Source organism: Modestobacter roseus (assembly GCF_007994135.1).
Lineage (GTDB): Bacteria > Actinomycetota > Actinomycetes > Mycobacteriales > Geodermatophilaceae > Modestobacter > Modestobacter roseus.
In genome coordinates, this window is record NZ_VLKF01000001.1 from 4,072,028 (window position 1) to 4,094,764 (window position 22,737).

The following is a 22,737-nucleotide window of genomic DNA, read 5'->3' on the forward strand; positions in this document are numbered from 1 at the left end:
GGTCACCAGCCGAGGCGGTTCGCCACCGCGACGCCGTCGTCGCGCACCCCGACCAGCCGGACGGCGGCGGGCACGTTGGTCCAGAACGGCGACCGCGCGCCGTCGGTCAGCGTCAGGTCGGTGAGCGTCACCCGGGTCACCGTGGCGCCCGGCCCGGCCAGCACCCCGACGTCCCACGGGGCGGTGGCCCGGGTGCCGGCGATCGTCAGGCGCCGCACGGTGACGTCGGCGGTCGTCGTCCCGGGGTTGCCGGCGTAGACGATCACCGCGCCGTGGTCCTTGTCCGGGTTGGTGTTCGCCCCGGTCACCCGGCCGCCGTCGACCAGCACCCGCACCGACGGGAACGTCCAGTACGGGTCGCCCTCGCTGCCCAGGTAGACCCCGCCGGCGTCGGTGTCGCGCACGTCGACGTCGGTGTAGGTGATGTCGGTGCCGCCGACCACCGAGATGCCCCGGCCCCAGGTGGTGCCGTTCACCCGCGGTGAGCTGATCCGCACCCGCTCCACCGGCCGGCCGTCGGCCCGGTAGGAGACCACCGCGACGCCGTCGTCGCCGGTGTTGGTGGTGACCGGGGAGACCACCCGGCCGTCGCGCGCGCCGCCGGTGACGTGCACGCCGTCGGCCCGGCTGTCGGTCACGGTCACGCGGTCCAGCAGGAAGCGCGCCGCCCCGTTGCCGACGTAGATGCCGGCCGCGGCCGCGCCGCGCACGTGCACGTCGCGCAGCACCACGTCGTCGCCGGAGACGCGCAGCTTCATCTGCTCGTAGGCGTGGAAGCGCTGCGTCGAGGTGGCCAGCGTCAGGGTCAGCCCGGTGAGGCTCACCCGGTCGCCGGAGACGTGCACCGCCGAGCGGGTCTCCTCGGTGGCGGTCAGCGTCGACCCGGTGCCGACCAGCGTCAGGCCCGGCCGGGTCACCCGCAGCACGTCGGAGTGCAGGTAGGTGGCGCCGGGACGGAACACCAGCGTGGTGCCGCTGGGCACGGTGTCGAACGCCCGCTGCAGCGCCCGGGTGTCGTCGGTGACCCCGTTGCCGACCGCGCCGAACTGGTCGACGTACGCCGTCCGGGTGCCGGCCGGGAGCGCGGCCATCGCGGGCGCGGTCGAGGCGGCCGCGGCGGCGGTAGGCGCGGACGCTGGACCCGGGGAGGTGGTGCCCGGCGCGGTCGACGCCGGAGGGTTGCTCGGGAGCGCTCGGGCGATCGCCTGCCCGGCCTGCGCGGCAGCGGTCCCGGCGGCCGTCGCCGGTGCTTGTGCGCGCGAAGGCGCGGGTGCTTGATCGCGCGCAAGCGCGGGGGTGGTGGGGGCGGTGCGGGCGGTCGCTTCGGCGGCCGGCGGGTCCGCGGCCCGGGCGTCGGCGGCCGAGGTGTCCCCGCCCGCCCACGCCGCGGTGCCGGTGACGGCGGCGACGCACAGCAGCAGCGCGGTGCTGACCCCGGCCAGGCGGCGGGCGGTGCCCCACCGGCGGGCGGTGTCCCCACGAGCCGGCTCGTCCGGGAGGTCCTGGGCGGACGCGGGCATGAGGCCTCCAACGAGCCGATGGCGAGCGGGCCGGGACCGCACCCACCGGCCGGCCGACCCGTCAGCAGCGCGGGGTGACCGGACGGCGACGTCCCGTGACCGCTCCAGCATGAGCGCCGCACCGGGCAGAAGCGAGGACGGCAGGTGAACGAGTCGTCACACTGCGCTGCAGTCCCGTGAGTCACAGCCCGCCGGGGCCCGGTGGCGCGGGGTCACCCGCCCTGCGACGCGGGCACCTCGGCTCCGTCGACCGTCACGTCCGACACCTGCACCGCCGACGGTTCGTTGGTCCAGAAGGGGGCCTCCGGCCCGGCGTCGAGCGCCAGGTCGGTGAAGGTCACCTGTTCGGCGTCGGCGCCGGGTGCGACGAGGACACCGGTGTCCCAGGGGGCGCTGCTGCGCGTGCCGCTGATCGTCAGCCCCTGGACGGTCACGTCGGCCGTGGTCGTGCCGGGGTTGCCCGCGAAGACCAGGACGGCGCCGTGGTCGGTGTCCGGGTTCTCGTTGGCGCCGGTGACCGTGCCGCCGTCGACCAGGACGCCGACCGCCGGGTAGGTCCAGTACGGATCACCCTCGCTGCCCACGTACACCCCGGCCGCGTCGGTGTCCCGGACGGTCACGTCGGTGTAGGTGATGTCGTTGCCGCCCACCACCGTGACCCCGCGGCCCCAGGTCGTGCCGTTCACCGTGGGCGACTCGATGCTCACCCGTTCGCTGGGGGCGCCGTCCTTCCGGTACGACACCACCGCCACCCCGTCGTCGCCGGTGTTGGTGGTGACCGGGGAGACCACCCGGCCGTCCTGCACGGCTCCGGTCATGTGGATGCCGTCGGCGCGGCTGTCGGCCACCGTGACGTGGTCGAGCAGGAAGTCCCGGGCGCCGTCGGTGACCGCGATGCCGGCGCCGCCCGCGCCGCGCACGTGCACGTCGCGCAGGACGGCGGAATCGCCGGTCACCCACACCCCGGTCGTCTCGAACGGGTCCCACCGCTGCGAGATCTCCGGCGTGGTGAGGGTCAGCCCCTCGACGGTGACGCCGTCGGCCGCCACCTGCAGGGTCGAGGCCTGCTCGTCGCCGGCCACCAGGGTGGCGCCGTCGCCGGAGAGGGTGGTGTCCGCCGTGTCCACGGTGAGCACCGCCGAGTGCAGGTACGCGGCACCGCTGCGCAGCACGAGTGTGGTCCCGGGCGGTACGGAGTCGAAGGCCTCCTGCAGCGCCGCCGTGTCGTCGGTGACGCCGTCCCCGACCGCGCCGAAGGACTCGACCGGCACCGGCCACGACGCCCCGGCCGCGACGGCGGCGGCGCCCGCCACCGCCGCCCCGCTCACCAGCCCGGCCAGCAGGCGGCCACCGGAGGGCGGGTCCGGCCGCGCGTGCGGCGCGTCGACCGCGGCCGGCGTCGGCGCCACCCGGTCGCCCCCACCGGGCGCCCCGGTCGACGCCAGGGCGGCCAGGGCCAGGGCGAGCACGCCGGCGAGCCCCAGGTGCCCCACCGAGGGGGCGACAGGCCGGGGGAGGGCGGCCGGGGACGTCACGTGCGCTGCCGCAGGCCCAGCAACTGGGCGGCGGTGGCCGCCTGGGAGGTGGCGGCGGAGAACCGGGTGGTCGCCACGTCGCGGCCCACCGCGCCCTCCTTCGCGGCCAGCTTCGGGTCGAGCAGGCGGATGACCAGCTGCGCGGCCAGGGCAGGCACCTCGAACGCCGGGACGGCGGCGCCGGCGCCGTCCAGCGAGCTGCCGATGCCGGCGACGTCGAAGGCGACCAGCGCGCGCTCGGAGGCCATCGCCTCCATCGCCACCAGCGGCAGCCCCGCCTCCCAGCGGGAGGGCACCGCGACGACGTCGGCGGCGGCGTACCAGAGCTCGAGCTGCTGGCCCGCGACGATGGTGACCGACTCGTCGGCCTGCGCGCGCAGCTGCGCCTCGTCCGGGCCATCGCCGATCAGCACCAGCCGGGCGCCGGGCACGGCCGCGCGCACCGCGGGCCAGGCCGCCAGCATCAGGTCCTGGCCCTTCTGCCGGGCCAGCCGGCCCACGCAGACGACGGTCGGTGCGGCCGGGTCGGGGAAGGACAGCTCGCGCCGGGCCGTCGCCCGGTCACCCGGTGTCCAGCGGGTGGGGTCGACGCCGTTGGGCACGACCACGGACGCACCGGCGACACCGGCGGCGCGGCCGCTGCTGCGCTCGGCCTCGCTGACGTTGACGGTGAGGTGCGTCCAGCGCTGCGCGGCGCGCTCCCACATGCGGCAGGCGGCCTGCAGCGGCCCGGTCACCGCCTCGAACGACCACGAGTGGGGCTGGAAGACCGTCTGCCGGGAGCCGCGCAGCGCCAGCCGGCCGGCCAGCCCCGCCTTGGAACTGTGCAGGTGCACCAGCTGCGGGTCGGTGTCCCGGACCACGCGGCGCAGCGCCAGCGCCTCGGCCGGCACGGTCGGCCCCGGGGCGCGGGTGGCCCGCCACGGCACCAGCCGGGCGCCGGTCGCGCGCACCTGGTCGGCCAGCCAGCCCTGCGGCGGGCAGGCCACCGCGACGTCCCAGCCGCGGGCCCGCTGGTCGGCCACCAGACCGGCCACGACGCGGGCCACCCCGGCCTCGACCGGCTGGCTGACGTGCAGGATGCGGACACCGCCTCCGGAGGTCGCGTCCGCGTCGAGGGCCTCGAGAGCAGCGTTCACCGGGCGAGCTTCACCCAGGCCTCGGCCTGGCGCCTGGCCAGCAGGTGAATTCTTTCGGTGACAGATCTCACCAGATGGCCTTTGTGTGTCCTGCTCTCGGCATCTCGGTGTCCGCCACTGCGCGCCGTCACCGTCCGTGACGCCGAGCTGAGGTCAGCGTGTGCGGATGCGGCTGATCGGCGGGGGGCCGCACCGTGCACGTCCCCGTTCCGGCGCGCGGGCCGTCCGCAACACCCGTACGTTCGGCCCCGGTCGGACGAACAGCGAGGTTCCCCGGCAGCCCGTGCACGCGCTTGCAGCCGTGCGACCCGACCCGCCCTGGGGGCTACTCCGTGTCACTGCTGGACAGCGCAGACGAGGTGGACACCTCTCTCCCTGCGACGACGACCGGGAACCGCCGGCGGTTCTCGGCGCCGCGACTGCGGGGCGAGGGGACCGAAGCCCGTCGCGCCTGGCAGCAGACCTACGTCCGCCGCATCGTCGCCGGCGACCTGGTGCTCGCCCTCGTCGCCGCCTGGTTCGGCCGGCTGCAGCCGGAGACCGGCCCGCTCGCCGACAACGGCACCCCGTGGACGCTGCTCGTCCTCCCGGTGGTCTGGGTCGCCGCGATGACGCTGGCCCGCACCTACGAGCAGCGCTTCCTCTGGGTCGGGCCCGAGGAGTTCCGCCGGGTCTTCTCCGCCGCGGTGCTGCTGCTGGCCGCCGTCGGCACCGTCTCCTGGGCCTTCAAGCTCGAGCTCGCCCGCAGCTTCGTCGTCGTGGCGCTGCCGCTGGCCACCGCGCTGACCCTGCTGCACCGCTACCTGGAGCGGGTCTGGGTGCACCGCCAGCGCGCCCACGGCCGCTACCAGCAGACCGCCATCCTGGTCGGCCACCGCAACGGCACCGCCGAGCTGCACGCCCAGCTCGAGCGGCAGGCCCGGCACGGGCTGCGGGTCATCGGCGTCTGCCTTCCCCGCGCCGGCGACGGCGCCGAAGACGTCGTCTTCGACGGGCTGCCGATCCTCGGCGACTTCTCCGAGATCGTCGACGTCGTGCGCCGCTACGAGGTCGACACCGTCGCCGTGCTGCCCTCCCCGGAGCTCGACGGCGCCGCGCTGCGCCGGTTGGGCTGGGAGCTGGAGACCACCGAGGCCGAGCTGCTGCTGGCCCCCGCCGTCACCGAGGTCGCCGGCCCGCGGGTCGGCATCCGGCCGGTCAACGGGCTGCCGCTGCTGCACCTGGAGCGCCCGGAGTTCCGCGGCATCCGCCGGGTCACCAAGGACGTCTTCGACCGGTCGGCGGCCTTCCTCGCCGTCGTCGTCCTGCTGCCCGTGCTGGTCGGGCTGGCCCTGGCCGTCAAGCTCACCAGCCGCGGTCCGGTGCTCTTCAAGCACGAGCGGATCGGCCGTGCGGGCACGCCGTTCCACGTCTACAAGTTCCGCAGCATGGTGCCCGACGCGGACGCCAAGATGGCCGAGCTGATGGCGCAGAACGAGGGCAACGACGTCCAGTTCAAGATGAAGCGCGACCCCCGGGTCACCTCCATCGGCCGGGTCATGCGCCGCTACTCCCTCGACGAGCTGCCCCAGCTGTTCAACGTCCTCGGCGGCACGATGTCGCTGGTCGGGCCCCGGCCGCACGTCACCCGCGAGGTCGAGCAGTACGGCTTCGACATGCGCCGCCGGCTGCTGGTCAAGCCGGGCATCACCGGGCTGTGGCAGGTCAGCGGCCGGTCCAACCTCTCCTGGGACGACTCGGTGCGCATCGACGTCCGGTACGTGGAGAACTGGTCGCTCACCTTCGACCTGATGATCCTGACCAAGACGGTGGGCGCCGTCGTCCGCGGCTCGGGTGCCTACTGAGCCCCGGGCCGGTGCGCGCAACCTGATCCGCTGGGCCGCCGCGGGCGTCGTCGCCGTGGTGCTGACCGGCTTCGCGTTCCTGCTGATCACCGGCACCCACCGCAAGGAGGGCCCGGTCGTGCTGGCCCTCAGCTACAACCACGGCGTGCACCTCGGCGACCTGTTCGTCTTCGCCGGCTGGGCGGTGTCGCTGCTGGCCCTGCTGCTGGTCACCGCCCTGCCCGACCGGGCGCCACGTCCTGGCGAGGACCTCCCGACGGCGCCGGCCGGGGCGTCATCCGCCGTCGTCGACCTACGCGCGGAGGGCCCGGCGCGGACGGCCGACCTGTCCGGACGTCACGCGCAGTAGCGTGCGGGTCCCCCGCCCACGGACCGGAAGGAGGCCGGGGAGCCGCCGCCCGCCGGCCCGGCTCGCCGACACCCCGCATGCTGTCGCTGCTCGCCGAGCAGCTCGAGGCCGCCCGCGACCGCCTCGAGCCCGCTGTCTTCGACTACTACTCCGCCGGCTCCGGGCAGGAGGTGACGGTGGGTGAGGCCGAGGCGGCCTGGGGCTCCTTCCGGCTGCGCCCGCGGGTGCTGCACGACGTCTCCACCGTCGACCTCAACGTCGAGCTGCTCGGCGCCCGGGTGTCCTCGCCGTTCGTCGTCGCGCCGATGGCCTTCCACGCCCTCGCCCACCCCGACGGTGAGTGCGAGACCTTCGCCGGGGCCGGGCGGGCGGGCGCGCTCGGCGTCCTGTCCACCCGGTCCTCCCGGCGGATCGAGGAGGTCGCGGCCGCGGCCACCGCCCCCTGGTGGTTCCAGGCCTACGGCATGCGCGACCGCGCGCTCACCCACGCGCTCGTGCGGCGGGCGGCCGACGCCGGCGCCGGCGCGATCGTGCTCACCGTCGACACCCCCTACGTCGGGCGCAAGGGGAAGGTGAGCGGCGTCCGCATCGCGGTGCCCGACGACCAGTTCCTGGTCAACCTCGCCCAGCACCTGGTGCCGGGCACGGTGGCCCGCGAGGCCGCCGAGCAGGACCCGTCGATGACCCCCGACTACATCGCCGAGCTCGCCGAGGTCAGTGGCCTGCCGGTGCTGGTCAAGGGCGTGCTGCGCGGCGACGAGGCGGTGCGCTGCCTGGACGCCGGCGCCGCCGGGGTGGTCGTCTCCAACCACGGTGGCCGGCAGCTGGACCGCGCGCTGCCGAGCGCGCTCGCGCTGGCCGACGTCGTCACCGCGGTCGCGGGCCGGGCGCCGGTGCTGGTGGACGGCGGCATCCGCACCGGCACCGATGCGCTGCTGGCGCTGGCGCTGGGCGCCGACGCGGTGCTCGTGGGTCGCCCGCTGCTGTGGGCGCTGGCCGCCGGGGGAGCGGAGGCGGTCGCCGCCGCGCTGGACGCGCTGGCCGAGGACCTCCGGCACGTGCTGGCCGTCGCCGGCGCCGCCCGGATCGCCGAGCTGGACAGCAGCATGGTCATTCGGCTGTGATGGGCGGGCAGTGACGGTCGCCGTACAGGTGGTCACCGAGGTGCGGAGTGGCGGCCGGCGGCCGTCACCCGATCGCGGACCCCGCGTTCCCGTTCGGCGGCCCCGGACCCTAGGTTCCGACGTCGAGACACACCTCGAGGAGGTCAGATGAGCGAGTACCCGGACGTGGCGCCGGCCGACATCCCGGTCGTGATCCTGTGCGGAGGGATGGGCACCCGGCTCCGCGAGGCCAGCGAGCAGCTGCCCAAGGGCCTGGTCGACATCGGCGGACGGCCGGTGCTGTGGCACATCATGAAGACCTACAGCCACTTCGGCTTCCGGCGCTTCGTGCTCTGCCTGGGCTACAAGGGCGACATGATCAAGGAGTACTTCGTCGACCACCGGGCGCGGATGAACGACTTCACGCTCCGGATGCGCGGCAGCCACGAGCTGGAGTTCCACACCAACGTGGCCGAGGAGGACTGGGAGATCACCTTCGCGGAGACCGGTCTCACCTCCGCCACCGGCGCCCGCATCGCCCGGGTGGGCCAGTACCTCGACGCGCCGCGGTTCGCCCTGACCTACGGCGACGGCATCGGCGCGGTCGACCTGGCCGCCACGCTGGCCGCGCACACCGCCTCCGGCAAGCTGGGCACCCTGACCGGGGTGCACCCCGCCGGCCGGTACGGCGAGATGGTGCTCGAGGGCGACGCGGTCACCGCGTTCAACGAGAAGCAGTCGCAGACCGGTTACGTCAACGGTGGCTTCTTCTTCTTCGAGCGGGAGTTCGTCGACCGCTACCTGGACGCCGACGCCGTCGAGGAGATGCTCGAGCACGCGCCGCTGCAGAAGCTCGCCCGCGACGGCCAGCTGGGCGTGCACCGGCACGAGGGCTTCTGGATGGGCATGGACACCTTCCGCGACTGGAAGGAGCTCAACAGCCTCTGGGACGCCGGTCAGGCGGAGTGGAAGGTCTGGTCCGACTGAGCCCGTCCGTCCGAGCACGCGGCGGCGCGGCCCTCGGGTCGCGCCGCCGCGTCGGTCAGCCGGTGCTGCCCGGCCGCAGCACCAGGGCCGGGCAGGAGAACGCCTCGGCGTGCGGGCTGCGGCACTCGACCCCGCGCAGCCGGCTCAGCGCCGCGAAGGTGTCGGCCCGCCACCAGTCGTGGCCACGCTGGGACGGGTAGTGCTCGTCCAGCAGCGCGAACTTCCGCTGCACCAGCTCCTCGGTGAGCGGCCAGTGCACCTGCGGGCGCGACGCCCCCAGGTCGCCGTCCCACTTCGGGATCTCGTAGTGCAGCACCAGGTGGTCGCGGAACGCGGTGCGCACCAGCTCGCCCAGCAGCCGGTGGTCCTGGTGCGCGTCCTGCGGCGACGGCGCGAACACGACATCGGGCCGGGTGTCCCGGGCGAAGGCGTCCAGCAGGGTCTTGATGGCGTCCCAGTGCCCCGGCAGCCGACCGTCGGGCAGCCCGCCGAACCGGACCGCGTGCGGCGCGGTGCCGAGGAAGCCGGCGAGGCTGGCCCGGCACTCCGCCTCCCGCGCCGGCGTCGAGGTGGCCACCAGGACGTCGACCCGGTCCAGCGCGCCCCGGTCGGCCAGGTCCAGCAGCACGCCGCCGCAGCCGATCTCGACGTCGTCGCAGTGCGCCCCGAGCAGGGCGAGGCGGAGCGGGCGGCCGTTCGCGGGGACGAGGGCGAGCACCGGGTCACCTGCCCCGGGGGGCGGCCGGCCGGGCCTCGTTCCACAGCGCCCAGGGTCGGTCGTGGTGGCGGGCCAGCGTGTCGAGCTCGCTGCGCTCCTTCACCGTGTCCGCGGGCTTCCAGAAGCCGTGGTGGCTCCAGGCCAGCAGCCGGCGCCGGGCGGCGATCCGCGGCAGCGCGTCGGTGACGAGGTCCTCGCCCTCGCCGAGGAAGTCGAAGACCTCCGGGGTGAAGAAGAAGTAGCCGCCGTTCTCCTCCACCCCGAGCGAGGAGACCGAGGAGATCCCCTGCACCCAGCCGTCGGCGTCGGACTCGACCATGTGGAACGCCGCCTGGGGCGGCACGGCGAGCAGGCTGCCGATGGCCCCGCGCGCGTGGAAGGCCGCCTCGATCTCGTCCAGCGGGGCGTCGGTGAGCACGTCGGCGTAGTTGGCGGCGAAGACGTCGTCGTCCTGCACGAACGACCGCACCCGGCGCAGCCGCTCACCGATGGGGGTGTCGAGCCCGGTGTGCGCGAACGTGATGGTCCAGTCGGAGATGTCGGTGCTCAGCATCTGGATCTCCGCACCGCCCCGGCGCAGCACGAAGTCGTTGGACAGCGTCTCGTCGTAGTCGCGGAAGTAGCGGACGACGTGGTGGGCGCCGTACCCCAGGCAGAGCACGAACTCGGTGTGCCCGAAGTGGGCGTAGTAGCGCATGACGTGCCACAGCAGCGGGCGGTCGCCGATCAGCTGCATCGGCTTGGGCACGTCGTCGACGTCGTCCCGCATCCGCATGCCGTAGCCACCGCAGAACAGCACGACCTTCACCGGGCACCTCCGTTGGCACGACAGCGCGCAGCGCGAGGGGTCGACTACGCACAGTCACTGGCGATGATGACATGTCCGCATGACGCGTGTCACGGACACCAACCTATCGGGTGATCGTCACCCAGAGTCATACGAACGGGGGAGGTGCGCGGTAGCGTCGTCCACCCAGCGAGGACGACGTGAGGACGAACGTGCGCGTACTGGTCACCGGCACCGAGGGCTACCTCGGCTGCCTCACCGCACAGGAGCTGCTCCGGGCCGGCCACGACGTGGTCGGGGTCGACACCGGGTACTACAAGCACGGCTGGCTCTACCCCGGCCTGGACCGGGTCCCCGAGACCTTGGCGCTCGACATCCGCCGGCTCGGCCGCGAGCACCTCGAGGGCGTCGACGCGATCGTGCACATGGCGGAGCTGTCCAACGACCCGATCGGCGACCTGATCGGCGACATCACCTACGACATCAACCACCGCGGCTCGGTCCACCTCGCCGAGCAGGCCAAGGCGGCCGGGGTGTCCCGCTTCGTCTACATGAGCTCCTGCAGCGTGTACGGCGTGGCCGAGGGCGTCGTCGACGAGTCGAGCCCGGTCGACCCGCAGACCTCCTACGCCCGCTGCAAGGCGCTGGTGGAGGGCGACGTCGGCGCGATGGCCACCGACGACTTCTCGCCGACGTTCCTGCGCAACGCGACGGCGTTCGGCGCCAGCCCGCGGATGCGCTTCGACATCGTGCTGAACAACCTCTCCGGCCTGGCCTGGACCACCAACAAGATCGCCATGACCAGCGACGGGTCGCCGTGGCGCCCGCTGGTGCACGCCCTCGACATCGCCAAGGCCATCCGGATGACGCTGGAGAGCCCCCGCGAGCGGGTGCACGGCGCGGTCTTCAACGTGGGCAGCGAGGCCAACAACTACCGCGTGCGCGACATCGCCGAGATCGTCGCGGCCGAGTTCCCCGGCTGCGAGCTCACCTTCGGCGACCCGAGCGCGGACAACCGCAGCTACCGGGTGGCCTTCGACAAGATCCGCGAGGTCCTGCCCGGCTACGACACCGACTGGGACGCCAAGGCCGGCGCCGCCCAGCTGCACAAGGTGTTCCAGTCGATCGACATGGACGAGGCCACCTTCACCGGCCGCGGCCACACCCGCCTGAAGCAGATCGAGTACCTGATGCGCACCCACCAGGTCGACAGCGACCTGTACTGGGCTGCGCCGTGAAGTACACGCCGCAGGCCGTCGACGGGGTGTACCTCGTCGACCTGGAGCCGCACAGCGACGACCGGGGGTTCTTCGCCCGGTCCTACGACACCGCCGAGTTCGCCGCGCACGGCATGCGGCCCGAGGTGGCGCAGTGCAACGTGTCGTTCAACCACCGGGCGGGCACGCTGCGCGGCCTGCACCTCTCGCTGCCCGGGCACCCCGAGGCGAAGTTCATCCGCTGCACCCGCGGGGCGATCGTCGACGTCGCCGTCGACGTCCGACCGGAGTCGCCGACGTACCTCCAGCACGTGGCCGTCGAGCTGACCGCGGACAACCGGTCGGCGCTCTACCTGCCGCCGCACCTGGCGCACGCCTACCAGACCCTCACCGACGACACCGAGGTGCTCTACATGGTGAGCGTGCCCTACGCCCCCGGCGCCGAGATGGGCTTCCGGTACGACGACCCGGCCTTCGGCGTCTCCTGGCCGCTGCCGGTCTCGGTGATCTCGGACAAGGACGCCGGCTGGGCGCCGTTCGACGCCGACGCCAACGCCGAGCGCTTCGCGGCGGGGGTGCCGTCGTGATCGTCGTCGACTCGCTGCTCGCCCAGCGGCAGACCGAGGGGCGGCCGGTCGGGCTCGGCCTGGTCGGCGCCGGCTTCATGGCCCGCGGCCTGATCAACCAGGTGCTCAACAGCACCCCGGGCATGCAGCTGGTCGCGGTCGCCAACCGCACCCCGGCCAAGGCCCACGAGGCCGTCACCACCGCCGGCGGGTCGCCCGCGGCCGCCGAGAGCGTGGCGGACGTCGACCGGCTGGCCGCGGCCGGTCAGGTCGCCGTCACCGACGACCCCACCCTGCTCACGACCAGCGACCGGGTCGACGTGATCGTCGACGCGACCGGCGCGGTCGCCTTCGGCGCGGAGCTGGCGCTGGCCGCCTTCGCCGGTGGCAAGCACCTGGTGCTGCTCAACGCCGAGGTCGACGCCACGCTCGGGCCGCTGCTGGCCACCAAGGCCGACGCGGCCGGGGTGGTCTACACCGGGGCGGACGGCGACCAGCCGGCCGTGCAGATGAACCTGATCCGCTTCGTCCGGCAGATCGGGCTGCGCCCGCTGGTGGCCGGCAACATCAAGGGCCTGCAGGACCCCTACCGCAACCCCACCACCCAGGAGGGGTTCGCGAAGCGCTGGGGCCAGGACCCGTGGATGGTCACCAGCTTCGCCGACGGCACCAAGGTGAGCGTCGAGGAGGCGCTGGTCGCCAACGCCGCCGGGTTCAGCGTGCACCGGCGCGGCATGCTCGGCCGCGACCACCGGGGCCACGTCGACGAGCTCACCGGCATGTACGACGTCGACGAGCTGCGCGCCCTCGGCGGGGCGGTCGACTACGTCGTCGGCTCCCAGCCCGGCCCGGGGATCTACGTGCTCGGCGAGCACGACGACCCGAAGCAGCAGCACTACCTGGAGCTCTACAAGCTGGGCACCGGGCCGCTGTACAGCTTCTACACGCCCTACCACCTCTGCCACTTCGAGGTGCCGATCACGGTGGCCCGGGCCGCCCTGCTCGGCGACCCGGCGATTCGCCCGGCCGGTGCCCCGCAGGTCGACGTCGTCACGATGGCGAAGACCGACCTGACGGCCGGCACCGAGCTGGACCGGCCCGGCGGCTACCACTACTACGGCGAGGCCGAGCGGGCCGACGTCACCCACACCGACCGGCTGCTGCCGCTCGGTCTGGCCGAGGGTGCCCGGCTGCTGCGCGACGTCCGCAAGGACGAGGTCATCGGCTACGCCGACGTCGAGCTCCCCGCGGGCCGGCTCGTCGACCGGCTGCGGGCCGAGCAGGACGAGCTGTTCTTCGGCAGCGCCGCGGCCACCAGCGCGCGGCCGGCTGCCGCCGGGCAGAACTGAGGTCGCCGGCCGGGGCCCGCGGGGTCCCGGCCGGCGCGCCGGTCAGGACGCCGTCGAGCTCGGGGTGCTCCCGGGCGCGGCGGCGGTCTCCTCGGTCTCCAGGATCGAGATGAACTCGTCGGCCATGGACAGGTGCCGCCGCAGCCGGTGCCGCCGCTCGTGCGCGGCCGAGACGAACTGCTCGAGCACCGAACGCAGCTCCGGGGGCTCGGGCAGCGCGGCCGCCCGGGCGGCGCGCAGGCCGCTCACGACGTGGAGCAGCTCCCGCATCTCCTCCACCGAGAAGCCCAGCGGCTTCATCCGCCGGATGACCATCAGGCGCTCGAAGTCGGCCTCGCTGTAGAGGCGGAAGTTGCCCGCCGTCCGGGCCGACGGCATCAGCAGGCCGATCTCGTCGTAGTGCCGGAGCGTGGGCAGGGAGATCCCTGCCCGCGCGGCGAGCTCACCGATCCGCATGAGCCGTTCGTCCGGCACTCCGACCTCCACGACCTCGGACCTCCACGACCTCGCACCGGCCCCACCGGGCCGGCTCTCCACCTGCCCCCGCCCGGCGCCCGCGCCGTGGCAGGCTCCTGCCCTCGCGTGCGGGTCGGGTGGTCGCGGAGCCGGGTGCGGGTCAGCCGTCGAGGAAGCTGTCCAGGAGATCCTCCCAGCCCAGGCTCGGGTCGCCCTCCTCGACCTCCTCCGGAGGGGGGAGGGGCTGGCGGCTGGTGGTCGGCTCGGCCTCCGGGGCCGGGGCCGGCACCGGGTCGGGGACGGGTGCTGCGGTGGGCCCCGCCGGCGCCTCCGGCTCGGGCGTGGGCTCGGGCGTGGGCACCGGGTCCGGCTCGGGCGTGGGCTCGGGCGTGGGCACCGGGTCCGGCTCCGGGGTGGGCTCCGGGGTGGGCACCGGGTCTGGCTCGGGCATGGGCTCGGGGTTGGGCTCCGGCGTGGGCTCGGGGGCCGGCGGCTGCTCGGCCGGCGTTGCCACCGAGCCGTTGCCGGACGCACCGCCCGGGGTCGCGGTCCCCGGCGCGGCCGGGGAGCCGGCGGCGGCGCTCGCGGGGGCCGGGGTGCGCGGCCGGTCGACCGGGGGCAGGGAGGTCGCCCGCGGGAACGACGGCCGGTCCACCAGCGGCCCCTCCGCCAGTGGCCGCTGCACCAGCGGTCCCCCCGCCAGCGGTCCCTCCACCGGCGCCGCCGCGGGAGGAGCCGGTGTGGTCGCGCCGTCGATGGCCTCCGCCAGCGACGGATCGGCGCTGCCGTCGGCCGGCTCGCCGGTGACCGGGCCACCGGCGGGGGGTGGGGGTGCGGCGTCGGACTCGGCGGCGGTCGCGCGGACGGGCTCGTCGGCCGGCAGCAGGCCGAGCAACAGCAACCCGCCGACGGTGAGCGCGAGCCCGCCGGTCGCCAGGTGCCGGACGGCGGTGCCCCGCCGGGGCGCCAACCGGTGCGTCCGGAGCAGCGCCAGGACGACGACCGCGCCGATCAGCGCGGTGATGCCGAGGGCCACCATGGCCGGCCCGATCCCCGCGGTCACCGCCAGCAGGACCAGGGCTCCCAGGCCGCAGCCGGCCGCCGCATCGGCGGCCGGACCACGCTCCGTCCAGCGCAGACCGTTGCCGGCATCCGGTGGGCGGCGGGCCACGGTGGCCTCCTCGGGTCTCGTGTCGTCCGTGCGGGCAAGGTCACCCGAACGGGTGACGAGCGGGGCCTGATTGTGGGGGCGCGCACCCGAGGGGCGCGCGCCGGAGCGATGGACACGGAGAGCCGTTCGCCCAGGGTGCGGGGGGTGTGACGCTGCGTCCAGGGCGCCCACGGTCCGGGCGGCCGGAGGTCGCCGCCGCATCATCCGGCAGCACGACCGGCCCGGCCTTCGATTGACCCCCTGCGGAGCCTCGGGCAGAGTCGAGCAGGCTTCGACCACCCTGGTCGGGTGTTTGAGGAGGGCATGCGCTCTATGACCGACACGGCGACGACCACCGACACCCCGGGCGGCGAGGACTCCCAGCCGCTGGTGACCGTGGTCATCCCGGCGAAGAACGAGGAGCGGTCGATCGGGGGCTGCCTCGACTCCGTCCTCGCCCAGGACTGGGCCAACCTCCAGGTCATCGTGGTCGACGGCGCCTCCGACGACGCCACCCCCGCGATCGTCGCCGAGTACGCCGCGCGTGACCCCCGGGTCGAGCTGCTGACCAACCCGGTCGGCGTGATCCCGGTGTCGCTCAACCTCGCCGTCGAGCACGCGAAGGGCGAGTGGCTGGTGCGCATCGACGCCCACGCCGCCGTCCCCTCGGACTACGTCCGGCTGGCGGCCCACCACCTGATGACCGGGCGGTACGGCGGCGTCGGTGGACGCAAGGACGGCATCGGCCGCACCCCGGCGGGCAAGGCCGTCGCCGCCGTGATGGCCTCCCGGTTCGGGGTCGGCGGGTCGACCTACCACTACGGCACCGTCCCCACCGACGTGGAGCACGTGCCCTTCGGCGCGTATCCGGTCTCGGTGATCCGCGCGGTGGGCGGCTGGGACGAGCAGCTACGCGTCAACCAGGACTTCGAGTTCGACCACCGCGTGCGGGAGGCGGGACACACGATCCTGTTCGACCCCGCGCTGCACATCGACTGGGAGTGCCGGCAGTCGATCCGCGACTTCGCCAAGCAGTACAAGCGCTACGGCGGCGGCAAGGTCAACGTCGCGATCAAGCACCCCGAGTCGGTGCGGCCCCGGCACCTGGCCGCCCCCGCGCTCGTCGTGGAGTGCGCCCTGGCCGCCGGTGCACTGCTCGCCGGCCGCCGGCTCCGCGCGGCCGCGCTGATCGCCCCCTACGCGGTCGCCCTGACCGTCGCCTACCGGGCGACGGCGCCGAAGGTCGAGCCGGAGGCCCGGCCGTACATCGTGCCGGCCTTCCTGGCCATGCACCTGGGCTGGGGCGTCGGTTTCTGGCAGCAGCTGGGCCGGCGGGCCCAGGCCGCCGCACGCGGCCGGCGGGGCTGATCCCCAGGGGTGCGGCGCCGGCCGCACCCCCGTCCGGTCAGCTGCCGGCGAGCGCGTCCCGCACGAACGCCCGGTAGGGCGTCTCCAGGTCCTCGGCGCCCATCCGCCCGGCGGCGTCCCGCAACGCGGTGAGTCGGCCGGGCAGCTCCGTCAGGGCCCGGGCCAGATCGGCCGGGTCGTCGGGGCGGACGAACACGGCGGCGTCGCCGTAGGTGTCGCGCAGCAGCGGCAGCTCGCTGGCGACCGCCGGCAGCTGCCAGCGCCGGCCCAGCGCCGCCATGCCCGAGTTGTCGATCCGGCGGTAGGGCAGGGCCAGGACGTCGGCCGCGGACAGCAGCTCCGCCATCCGCGACTCCTCCAGCCAGCCGGGCTGCAGCGTCACCGCCGACCCGATGCCCAGCCGCCGCACCAGCTCGGGCAGGTCCTGCTCGGGTGACGGCCGGCCGGCCATCAGCACGTGCACGGCGAGGTCGGGCCGGTCCCGCCGGGCCTCCGCCAGCGCCGTGAGCAGCACGTCGGGGCCCTTGTACGGGTAGAGGTAGCCCAGGAAGGCGACCAGGACGGCGCCGCCGGGCACGCCCAGCTCGTCGCGGACCCGGCGGGCCTCCACCGGCCCGAGGGCGACGGCGCCCGGCGCGATGTCCGGCGGCGGGAAGGGCAGCCGCACGGCGGGGAGCCCGTGCTCGGCGGCCCAGTCGGCCATGGCGTCGGTGTGCACCACCACCGCGTGCGCCCGCCGGGCGCTGGCCAGCACGGTCGCGGAGCTGCCCGAGCTGCCGTGCGGGGCCCGGTTGTGCACGGTGGCCACCACCCGGGCACCACCCCGCCGCAGCGCCTCCACCAGCAGCCGTTCGTACCCCGGCCGGATCCCCAGCGGCACCCAGGCGACGTCGCCACGGCGGACGGAGCGCGCTGCGCGGAGCAGACCGGTCGCGGCGGCCCGCGCCTTCGCCACCGGGCTGTCGGACCCCCGGGGGAACCAGACGACCGAGCGGCCGGTGAGACCGCCGACCGGGCCGCCGTCGGTGGTGGCCACCACGGTGTCGCCCGCCGGGCCGACGAGGTTGGCCACGTCGACGGCGTAGCGGCCGATGCCGCCGTGGCCGTACTGCTCGACCAGCCACAGCCGGGGCGTGCGCTCCTGCGCCGGGGAGGTCATCGGTCGGTGACGACCCGGCCGGACACCGTGGCCCGGGCGGTGACCAGACCCACCGCGTAGGCCCAGTGCTCGCGGGCCCGCCGGCGGTTGCGCAGCGCCAGCTGGCCGACGGTCCGCAGCGCGTAGCCGAACGCCATGAACGCGCTGATCGCCCCCGCCCGCAGCGGCGGCTGGTGGTGGCGCACGTAGCGGGTCAGCGAGGCGCCACGCAGGCGCATCATCTCCAGCGACGGTGCGCCCGAGCCGCCGGAGCTGCCGTGCACCCCGACGTCGGACCGCATCCGCTCGTACATCCCGCGCTCGCGGGCCCGCCGGCCGAAGGCGACGTCCTCGCAGTAGACGTAGTAGCGGTCGTCGAACCCGCCCAGCTCGGCGAAGGTGGACCGGCGGATCGCCATCACCGCGCCGCTGACCCAGTCGACGTCGAGCTGCTCACCGGCGGCCGGCCGGGCGAAGGGGCCGACCCGGGGCAGCACCTTGTGCAGCCCGACCGCGAAGGCGGCGGCCCGCAGCGGTGAGAACTCCCAGCCGCCCACCCCCAGCCGCGGCCGGCCGTCGGGGTCGACGAGCACCGCGGCGCTGGCCGCGCAGCGCGGGTCACCGGCGACGTCCGCGGCGAGGGTGGCCAGGTCGGCCGCGGTCGGCCGGGTGTCGGGGTTGACGAACACGATGACCTCGGTGGTCGCCGCGTCGGCACCGGCGTTCGCGGCGCGGGCGTAGCCGACGCCGCCGCCCACCAGGTACTTGCCGTTGGGCCGGGCCGCCACCACGTCGGGCAGCCCGTCGCTGCCGTCGGAGTTGTCGACGACGATCACCGGCAGCTCGGCAGGCAGGCCGTCGAGCAGCTCCGCCACCAGAACGCGACTACGGTAGGCAACCGTCACGACCGTCAGATCGGGGGCGTTCTCCGCCGCACGGGCCACGTGTGGACTCCTCCCTGGCGGGCAGGGGAACCCACCGCTGTCACTGTGCGTAATACGCTCGGGTCAACGTACCCGGTACCGGAACGTGCCACCTCGCCGCCGAGGGCAGGTTCACCCGATCGCTGACGTCAGCACCCGACCAACTCGAGGAGGCGCGGTGGACGCGCACCGCACCACCGGCACCGACCTGGCCGGCTCCCGGCCCGCCGAGCCCGCGGCCGGTCCCGGCCGTTCCCGTGGCCGGCTCCGCTGGCTGCTCGTCGCGGCGGCCCTGGCCCTGGTCGTGGTCGTCGTGGCCGTCGTCCGGTGGACCGGTGACGACCCGCAGCCGCCCGTGTCCGCCCCGCCGCCGCCGGACGCCGAGAGCCCGGCCCCGCTCACCCGGGCCGACTGGCAGGGCACGGGCGTCGGGGTCTTCCGCAAGACCGACCCGGAGGCGGTGCAGGGCTACGAGGAGTGGCTGGGCCGGCCGGTCGAGCTGGCCGTCGACTTCTCCTCGCGCGAGGACTGGCGGGACATCTCCCGGCCGCAGTACCAGTTCGACGCCTGGGAGGGGCTGCCGTACCGGCTCGTACTCGGGATCGCGATGCTGCCCGACGAGGTCGACGCCTCCCTGGAGGCAGGTGCCCGGGGCGAGTACGACGAGTACTTCCAGACGCTGGCCGAGGGCCTGGTCGACGCCGGTCAGGAGGACGCGATCCTGCGGATCGGCTGGGAGTTCAACCTCCCCTCCTGGGTCTGGTCCAGCGAGGACGAGGACACCTGGGTCGCCTACTGGCGCCGGATCGTCGACGTGATGCGCAGCGTCGACGGGGAGCAGTTCCGCTTCGACTGGAACGTCAACAACGGACCCAGCCGCATCGACGCCGTCGACTACTACCCCGGGGACGAGTACGTCGACTACGTGGGCGTGGACGCCTACGACGTCACCGGCGCCGTGTACCCGATCCCCGACGACTGCGACCAGGCCTGCGCCGACGCGCTCCGTCGCGAGGCCTGGCGGGACGAGATCTACGGCGGGGAGCGCGGGCTGAGGTTCTGGAGCGAGTTCGCCGCCCAGCACGACAAGCAGCTGTCGTTGCCCGAGTGGGGCGTGTGGGAGCGCAACGACGGCATCGGCGGCGGGGACAACCCCTACTACATCGAGCAGATGGCGGAGTTCATCGCCGACCCGGAGAACCGGGTCGGGTACCAGGCGTACTTCGAGAACGCGAACTCCCAGGGCACCCACGAGCTGCTCGGGGACGACTTCCCCCGGGCGCGTGAGCGCTACCTCGAGCTCTTCGGCGGCCCCGAGGCCGGCTGAGCTCCCTGACCTGAGCTCCCTGACCTGGGCTCCCTGACCTGGGCTCCCTGACCTGGGCTCCCTGACCTGGGCTCCCTGACCTGGGCTCCCTGACCTGGGCTCCCTGACCTGGGCTCCCTGACCTGGGCTCCCTGACCTGGGCTCCCTGACCTGGGCTCCCTGACCTGGGCTCCCTGACCTGGGGGCGGCTGGCCCGAGCCGGCGCTCAGGTCAGGGGCAGGGGCACCGGCCGGTCCGCCCGCCGATGGCGCCGCACACCGGCTCGGGACGGGCGCCGGTGGCGGGGCAGCAGGTCGATGCGGGTCTCCTGCCCGGCCCAGAGCCCGGTGAGCAGCCACGCGACGATCGCGGTGTGCGGCTGCAGCAGGCTGCCGGACAGGAAGAAGATCATCACCAGCACGCTGCCGGGGACCACGCGCCACGCCCCGCGGTCGAGCAGCGCCAGGACGATGAACAGCACGAAGGCCCCACCGGCGAGCAGGCCGTACTCGAACAGCAGCTTCGGCACGATCGTGTAGACCACCGCCTGGCCCAGCTCGCCGTCCCGGACCGAGGGCAGCAGCCGCTCGACCGAGCCGGCCCCGGCCCCCACGAGGAAGCGCATCGGCTCGGCGATCATCGCGTTGGCGACCTCGGTGTAGGGCTGCACGAACCGGAGGTAGCCGCTGCTGCCGGTCTGGCCGGTCTCGCCCACGCGCTCCAGGAGCAGCGGGGCGACCGGGCTGACCAGCACGCCGAGGGCCAGCGCACCCAGGGTGACCAGGTGCACCGGCCGGATCAGCCACCAGGCCCGCACCAGCACGAGCACCCCGGCGCACAGGAGCAGGATGATCCCGGTGCCCGAGACCGCGGAGAAGACCCCGGCGACGAGGACGACCACCTGCCACGACGGCGCCCTGGAGACCACGGCCACGATCGCCCCCAGCGCGCAGAACTGGGAGAGGAACGAGGGCTCGAGGAACACGAAGGCGTTGCCCTTGTGCACGTCCGAGCCGTAGGCCAGCGGGATGTTGGTGTTGTACGTCTGGGAGTAGAAGTCCCGCGGCAGGAGCTCGCCCAGGTAGTCGGTGTAGCTCCACAGCCCGACCAGCTGGGAGGCCAGCTGCGCGACGCCGATGAGGGCGAAGACGACCATCACCAGCACGAAGTTGCGGGCCACCCGCTGCAGCGTCTCGGTGTGGCCCGGGCCCACCCGCAGGGTCCAGAGCAGGTAGAGCGCGAGCAGCAGGCCCAGTGAGGTCACCGACACGGTGGCGCCGGTGACCGAGGCGACCACGGTGGCCGCCAGGCAGAGCACGGCGGCGAGCCCGAGCAGCTCGGCGCGCAGCTGGTCGACCCGGAAGAGGCCGCCGATCACCAGCAGGCCGACGACGCCGTAGGTCAGCAGGAGGCTCACCTGCACCGGGCTCGCGCCGACCGGGATCAGCAGCCGCTGGGTGAGCAGGACGAGGACCAGCAGGGTGGTGGTGCCGCGGACGACCAGGTCGGCCGTGCGGTCCGCACCCCCGGGGTCGGTGGTGGTGGTCTCCGCCGGCAGCGCCGTGGGTCCGTCCGGGGGCGCGCTGCCCACGGTGCGTGTCATGCCGTCCCCTCGAGCTCGCGGTCGTGTGTGACCCGATCGTGGTACACCGCCGCCGGTCGGGTCGAGCGCGCGGTCGTGTGTGACCCGATCGTGTACGTGGCCGCCGATCGGGGTCACCCGTCCGACAGTGCGTGCAACGATTGTCGCGGGCCGGCACCGGGTCGGTGGTAGGAGGACGTCGTTCGGTGACCAGTTTGAGGGACGAGTCCCGCCCGGGGCACGGGTCCGTCGTCGCGAGCGCCCTGTGGCGGGGCCGCTGGCTGATCGGCGGTGCGGCTGTCGTGGCGGGCCTGCTGGGGGCGCAGTTGAGCGCCCTGCAGGACGAGAGCTACACGGCGGAGAGCCGGATGGTGCTCTCGGCGACCGCGAACTTCGACCCGCTGGGTGGGAACTCGGGCAACAACGCCGGCAGGTACCTCGCCAACCAGATGGCGATCCTGGACTCGGAGCCGGTGCTGGAGCTGGTGGCCGAGCAGCTGGGCGGCGACGCCGACCCGACCGAGCTCGCCGAGGCGGTGAGCGTGGCGACGCTGGCCGACAGCGACGTCGTGGTGGTCTCCGCCACTGCCCCCACCGCCGAGCTGGCCGCGGCCCGGGCGGACGCGGTGACCGCCGCGTACCAGCAGTACGTCACCCAGCGGGTGCAGGAGATCGCGGACGCCGCGGCGGAGGCCGTCGCGCTCGACCTCGCTGCGGTCGCGGACGTCCGCACCCAGGCCGCGGTGTACGGCGACGGTGTCGCCGTCGCCGAGCCGGCGGCGGTGCCGACGTCCCCGACGGCGCCCAACCCGGTTCGCGACGGTGCGCTGCTGGCCGTCCTCGCGGCCCTGGTGGCCGCGGGGGTGGCGATCCTGCGCCGCGGCCGCGGGCCGGTCAGCGGTGTGCAGCTGGCCGAGGGCGCCGGTGCACCGCTGCTGGGCGAGGTCGACCTGTCGCTGACCCGCTCGGGCCGGCTGGAGCCGGTCGGGGAGGCGTTCGGGATGCCGCTGGTCGCGCTGGACTACGCCACGGACGGACGCGCCGGCTCGGTCCTGGTCACCGAGCTCGACGACCGCGAGCTGGGCGGCGGGGTCGCGCTCGGGCTGGCCGCCTCGGCGGCGCGCACCCGGCGGGTGCTCGTCGTGGACGCCGACAGCGCGGGTCACCGGCTCACCCGGATGACCGGGGTGACCCGGCCGCAACGCCCGCTCGACGACCTGGTCGGTGGGGTGCCCGTCGACGAGGTCACCACCCGCTGGCCGGCCGGCGGGGACCACGTGGTCGACGTCGCGCGGCTGGGCACCAGTGCCCTCCGGACGCACGGTGGCCACACCGTGCTGCGCCGGTGCCTCGAGCAGCTGGCCGGCTCCTACGACCTGGTGCTGTTCACCGCGGGCCCGGTCTTCGCCGACCCGGTGGCCTTCGCGCTGCTCCGGGAGGCCGCGTCCGTCGTCCTGGTCGTGGACCGGCGCGCCGGCAAGCGGCTGCCCGCCGCCCTCGCCAGCTTCCGCTACCGGCTCCAGCTGGCCGACCGCGACTGCGACGGCGTGATCGTCGCCCGGCAGCGCCGCTCCCGCGGCGCCTCGGGTTCCACCGCGGCCCCGGCGGAGCCGGTGGCGCCGCCGCGCCAGGCGGACCCGGCACCCGAGGCCACGCCCGTCGCCCAGCGCTGACCCACCCGCGCTGGTCCGTCCCACCAA

The 22,737-nt window shown here is 74.6% G+C and carries 20 protein-coding genes; 10 read left to right on the plus strand and 10 right to left on the minus strand.

Annotated elements, in window-relative coordinates; translation table 11 throughout:
• Nucleotides 1-2: 2 nt before the first annotated feature.
• From JD78_RS19445 to JD78_RS19455, 3 genes are all read right to left on the minus strand, one after another.
• Nucleotides 3-1,520 carry a glycosyl hydrolase family 28-related protein gene (locus JD78_RS19445; RefSeq protein ID WP_166521334.1) on the minus strand — a complete coding sequence of 506 codons (1,518 nt, stop codon included), beginning with the start codon at nt 1,518-1,520 and terminating at the stop codon, nt 3-5.
• A gap of 212 nt (nt 1,521-1,732) precedes the next feature.
• The gene (locus JD78_RS19450; RefSeq protein WP_153360470.1) at nt 1,733-3,055 is read right to left on the minus strand and encodes a glycosyl hydrolase family 28-related protein; all 1,323 of its coding nucleotides are present in this window, start codon (nt 3,053-3,055) and stop codon (nt 1,733-1,735) included.
• Nucleotides 3,052-4,194, minus strand: coding sequence for a glycosyltransferase (locus JD78_RS19455; protein WP_153360472.1), 1,143 nt, complete (start codon nt 4,192-4,194; stop codon nt 3,052-3,054). The genes JD78_RS19450 and JD78_RS19455 overlap by 4 nt, the downstream gene beginning before the upstream one ends.
• Nucleotides 4,195-4,526: 332 nt before the next feature.
• Here JD78_RS19455 and JD78_RS19460 point away from each other — a divergent pair, with 332 nt between their 5' ends.
• The 4 genes from JD78_RS19460 to JD78_RS19475 all read left to right on the plus strand — a co-directional run bounded on the left by JD78_RS19460 (nt 4,527) and on the right by JD78_RS19475 (nt 8,477).
• Nucleotides 4,527-6,038 carry a sugar transferase gene (locus JD78_RS19460; protein ID WP_243731089.1) on the plus strand — a complete coding sequence of 504 codons (1,512 nt, stop codon included), beginning with the start codon at nt 4,527-4,529 and terminating at the stop codon, nt 6,036-6,038.
• Nucleotides 6,028-6,387: a hypothetical protein gene (locus tag JD78_RS19465; protein ID WP_153360474.1), complete on the plus strand. Its 360-nt coding sequence runs from the start codon at nt 6,028-6,030 to the stop codon at nt 6,385-6,387. Before JD78_RS19460 ends, JD78_RS19465 begins: the two co-directional genes overlap by 11 nt.
• Nucleotides 6,388-6,464: 77 nt before the next feature.
• A complete protein-coding gene (locus JD78_RS19470) occupies nt 6,465-7,511 on the plus strand; it encodes an alpha-hydroxy acid oxidase (protein ID WP_166521335.1) in 1,047 nt (348 codons plus the stop codon).
• Between the two features lie 147 nt (nt 7,512-7,658).
• Nucleotides 7,659-8,477: a sugar phosphate nucleotidyltransferase gene (locus JD78_RS19475; RefSeq protein WP_153360476.1), complete on the plus strand. Its 819-nt coding sequence runs from the start codon at nt 7,659-7,661 to the stop codon at nt 8,475-8,477.
• Between the two features lie 55 nt (nt 8,478-8,532).
• Here the strand turns inward: JD78_RS19475 and JD78_RS19480 are convergent, their stop codons facing one another.
• Entirely contained in the window at nt 8,533-9,195 is a 663-nt protein-coding gene (locus JD78_RS19480) for a PIG-L deacetylase family protein (RefSeq protein WP_153360478.1), read from the minus strand.
• Nucleotides 9,196-9,199: 4 nt separating this feature from the next.
• Nucleotides 9,200-10,003 (minus strand): sugar phosphate nucleotidyltransferase, encoded by an 804-nt coding sequence (locus JD78_RS19485; protein ID WP_153360480.1) that lies wholly within the window; start codon nt 10,001-10,003, stop codon nt 9,200-9,202.
• 191 nt (nt 10,004-10,194) lie between these two features.
• Here JD78_RS19485 and JD78_RS19490 point away from each other — a divergent pair, with 191 nt between their 5' ends.
• Genes JD78_RS19490 through JD78_RS19500 form a run of 3 tightly spaced genes read left to right on the plus strand, consistent with a single transcriptional unit; the run spans nt 10,195 to nt 13,114 of the window.
• Nucleotides 10,195-11,220, plus strand: a complete 1,026-nt coding sequence (locus JD78_RS19490; protein ID WP_153360482.1) for an NAD-dependent epimerase/dehydratase family protein — start codon at nt 10,195-10,197, stop codon at nt 11,218-11,220.
• Complete coding sequence (locus tag JD78_RS19495; protein ID WP_153360483.1) at nt 11,217-11,786, plus strand: dTDP-4-dehydrorhamnose 3,5-epimerase family protein; 570 nt, start codon at nt 11,217-11,219, stop codon at nt 11,784-11,786. Before JD78_RS19490 ends, JD78_RS19495 begins: the two co-directional genes overlap by 4 nt.
• Nucleotides 11,783-13,114 (plus strand): NAD(P)H-dependent oxidoreductase, encoded by a 1,332-nt coding sequence (locus JD78_RS19500; protein WP_194290472.1) that lies wholly within the window; start codon nt 11,783-11,785, stop codon nt 13,112-13,114. The genes JD78_RS19495 and JD78_RS19500 overlap by 4 nt, the downstream gene beginning before the upstream one ends.
• A 42-nt stretch (nt 13,115-13,156) precedes the next feature.
• Here JD78_RS19500 and JD78_RS19505 read toward each other — a convergent pair whose 3' ends face one another.
• Together JD78_RS19505 and JD78_RS21825 are read right to left on the minus strand one after the other, a co-directional pair.
• The gene (locus tag JD78_RS19505; protein WP_228395168.1) at nt 13,157-13,600 is read right to left on the minus strand and encodes a MerR family transcriptional regulator; all 444 of its coding nucleotides are present in this window, start codon (nt 13,598-13,600) and stop codon (nt 13,157-13,159) included.
• Between the two features lie 130 nt (nt 13,601-13,730).
• Nucleotides 13,731-14,741: a hypothetical protein gene (locus JD78_RS21825; protein WP_194290473.1), complete on the minus strand. Its 1,011-nt coding sequence runs from the start codon at nt 14,739-14,741 to the stop codon at nt 13,731-13,733.
• A 312-nt stretch (nt 14,742-15,053) separates the two neighbouring features.
• Here JD78_RS21825 and JD78_RS19515 point away from each other — a divergent pair, with 312 nt between their 5' ends.
• Entirely contained in the window at nt 15,054-16,088 is a 1,035-nt protein-coding gene (locus tag JD78_RS19515) for a glycosyltransferase family 2 protein (protein WP_166521336.1), read from the plus strand.
• A 37-nt stretch (nt 16,089-16,125) separates the two neighbouring features.
• On the opposite strand, the gene JD78_RS19520 is transcribed toward JD78_RS19515, so the two are convergent.
• Together JD78_RS19520 and JD78_RS19525 are read right to left on the minus strand one after the other, a co-directional pair.
• Nucleotides 16,126-17,247, minus strand: a complete 1,122-nt coding sequence (locus tag JD78_RS19520; protein ID WP_153360488.1) for a glycosyltransferase family 4 protein — start codon at nt 17,245-17,247, stop codon at nt 16,126-16,128.
• A complete protein-coding gene (locus JD78_RS19525) occupies nt 17,244-18,170 on the minus strand; it encodes a glycosyltransferase (protein WP_153360490.1) in 927 nt (308 codons plus the stop codon). Before JD78_RS19525 ends, JD78_RS19520 begins: the two co-directional genes overlap by 4 nt.
• A 157-nt stretch (nt 18,171-18,327) precedes the next feature.
• Between JD78_RS19525 and JD78_RS19530 the strand changes: the two genes are divergently transcribed.
• The gene (locus tag JD78_RS19530; protein ID WP_153360492.1) at nt 18,328-19,476 is read left to right on the plus strand and encodes a glycoside hydrolase family 26 protein; all 1,149 of its coding nucleotides are present in this window, start codon (nt 18,328-18,330) and stop codon (nt 19,474-19,476) included.
• 205 nt (nt 19,477-19,681) lie between these two features.
• Here JD78_RS19530 and JD78_RS19535 read toward each other — a convergent pair whose 3' ends face one another.
• Nucleotides 19,682-21,058 (minus strand): hypothetical protein, encoded by a 1,377-nt coding sequence (locus JD78_RS19535; protein WP_153360495.1) that lies wholly within the window; start codon nt 21,056-21,058, stop codon nt 19,682-19,684.
• 185 nt (nt 21,059-21,243) lie between these two features.
• Between JD78_RS19535 and JD78_RS19540 the strand changes: the two genes are divergently transcribed.
• Nucleotides 21,244-22,710, plus strand: a complete 1,467-nt coding sequence (locus tag JD78_RS19540; protein WP_166521337.1) for a hypothetical protein — start codon at nt 21,244-21,246, stop codon at nt 22,708-22,710.
• The last annotated feature ends 27 nt before the right edge of the window (nt 22,711-22,737 follow it).

Coding starts and splice junctions, on each gene's coding strand:
- JD78_RS19445 (WP_166521334.1), bottom strand. CDS start 1,520: ATGCCCGCGTCCGCCCAGGACCTCCCGGACGAGCCGGCTCGTGGGGAC.
- JD78_RS19515 (WP_166521336.1), top strand. CDS start 15,054: ATGACCGACACGGCGACGACCACCGACACCCCGGGCGGCGAGGACTCC.
- JD78_RS19475 (WP_153360476.1), top strand. CDS start 7,659: ATGAGCGAGTACCCGGACGTGGCGCCGGCCGACATCCCGGTCGTGATC.
- JD78_RS19535 (WP_153360495.1), bottom strand. CDS start 21,058: ATGACACGCACCGTGGGCAGCGCGCCCCCGGACGGACCCACGGCGCTG.
- JD78_RS19470 (WP_166521335.1), top strand. CDS start 6,465: ATGCTGTCGCTGCTCGCCGAGCAGCTCGAGGCCGCCCGCGACCGCCTC.
- JD78_RS19520 (WP_153360488.1), bottom strand. CDS start 17,247: ATGACCTCCCCGGCGCAGGAGCGCACGCCCCGGCTGTGGCTGGTCGAG.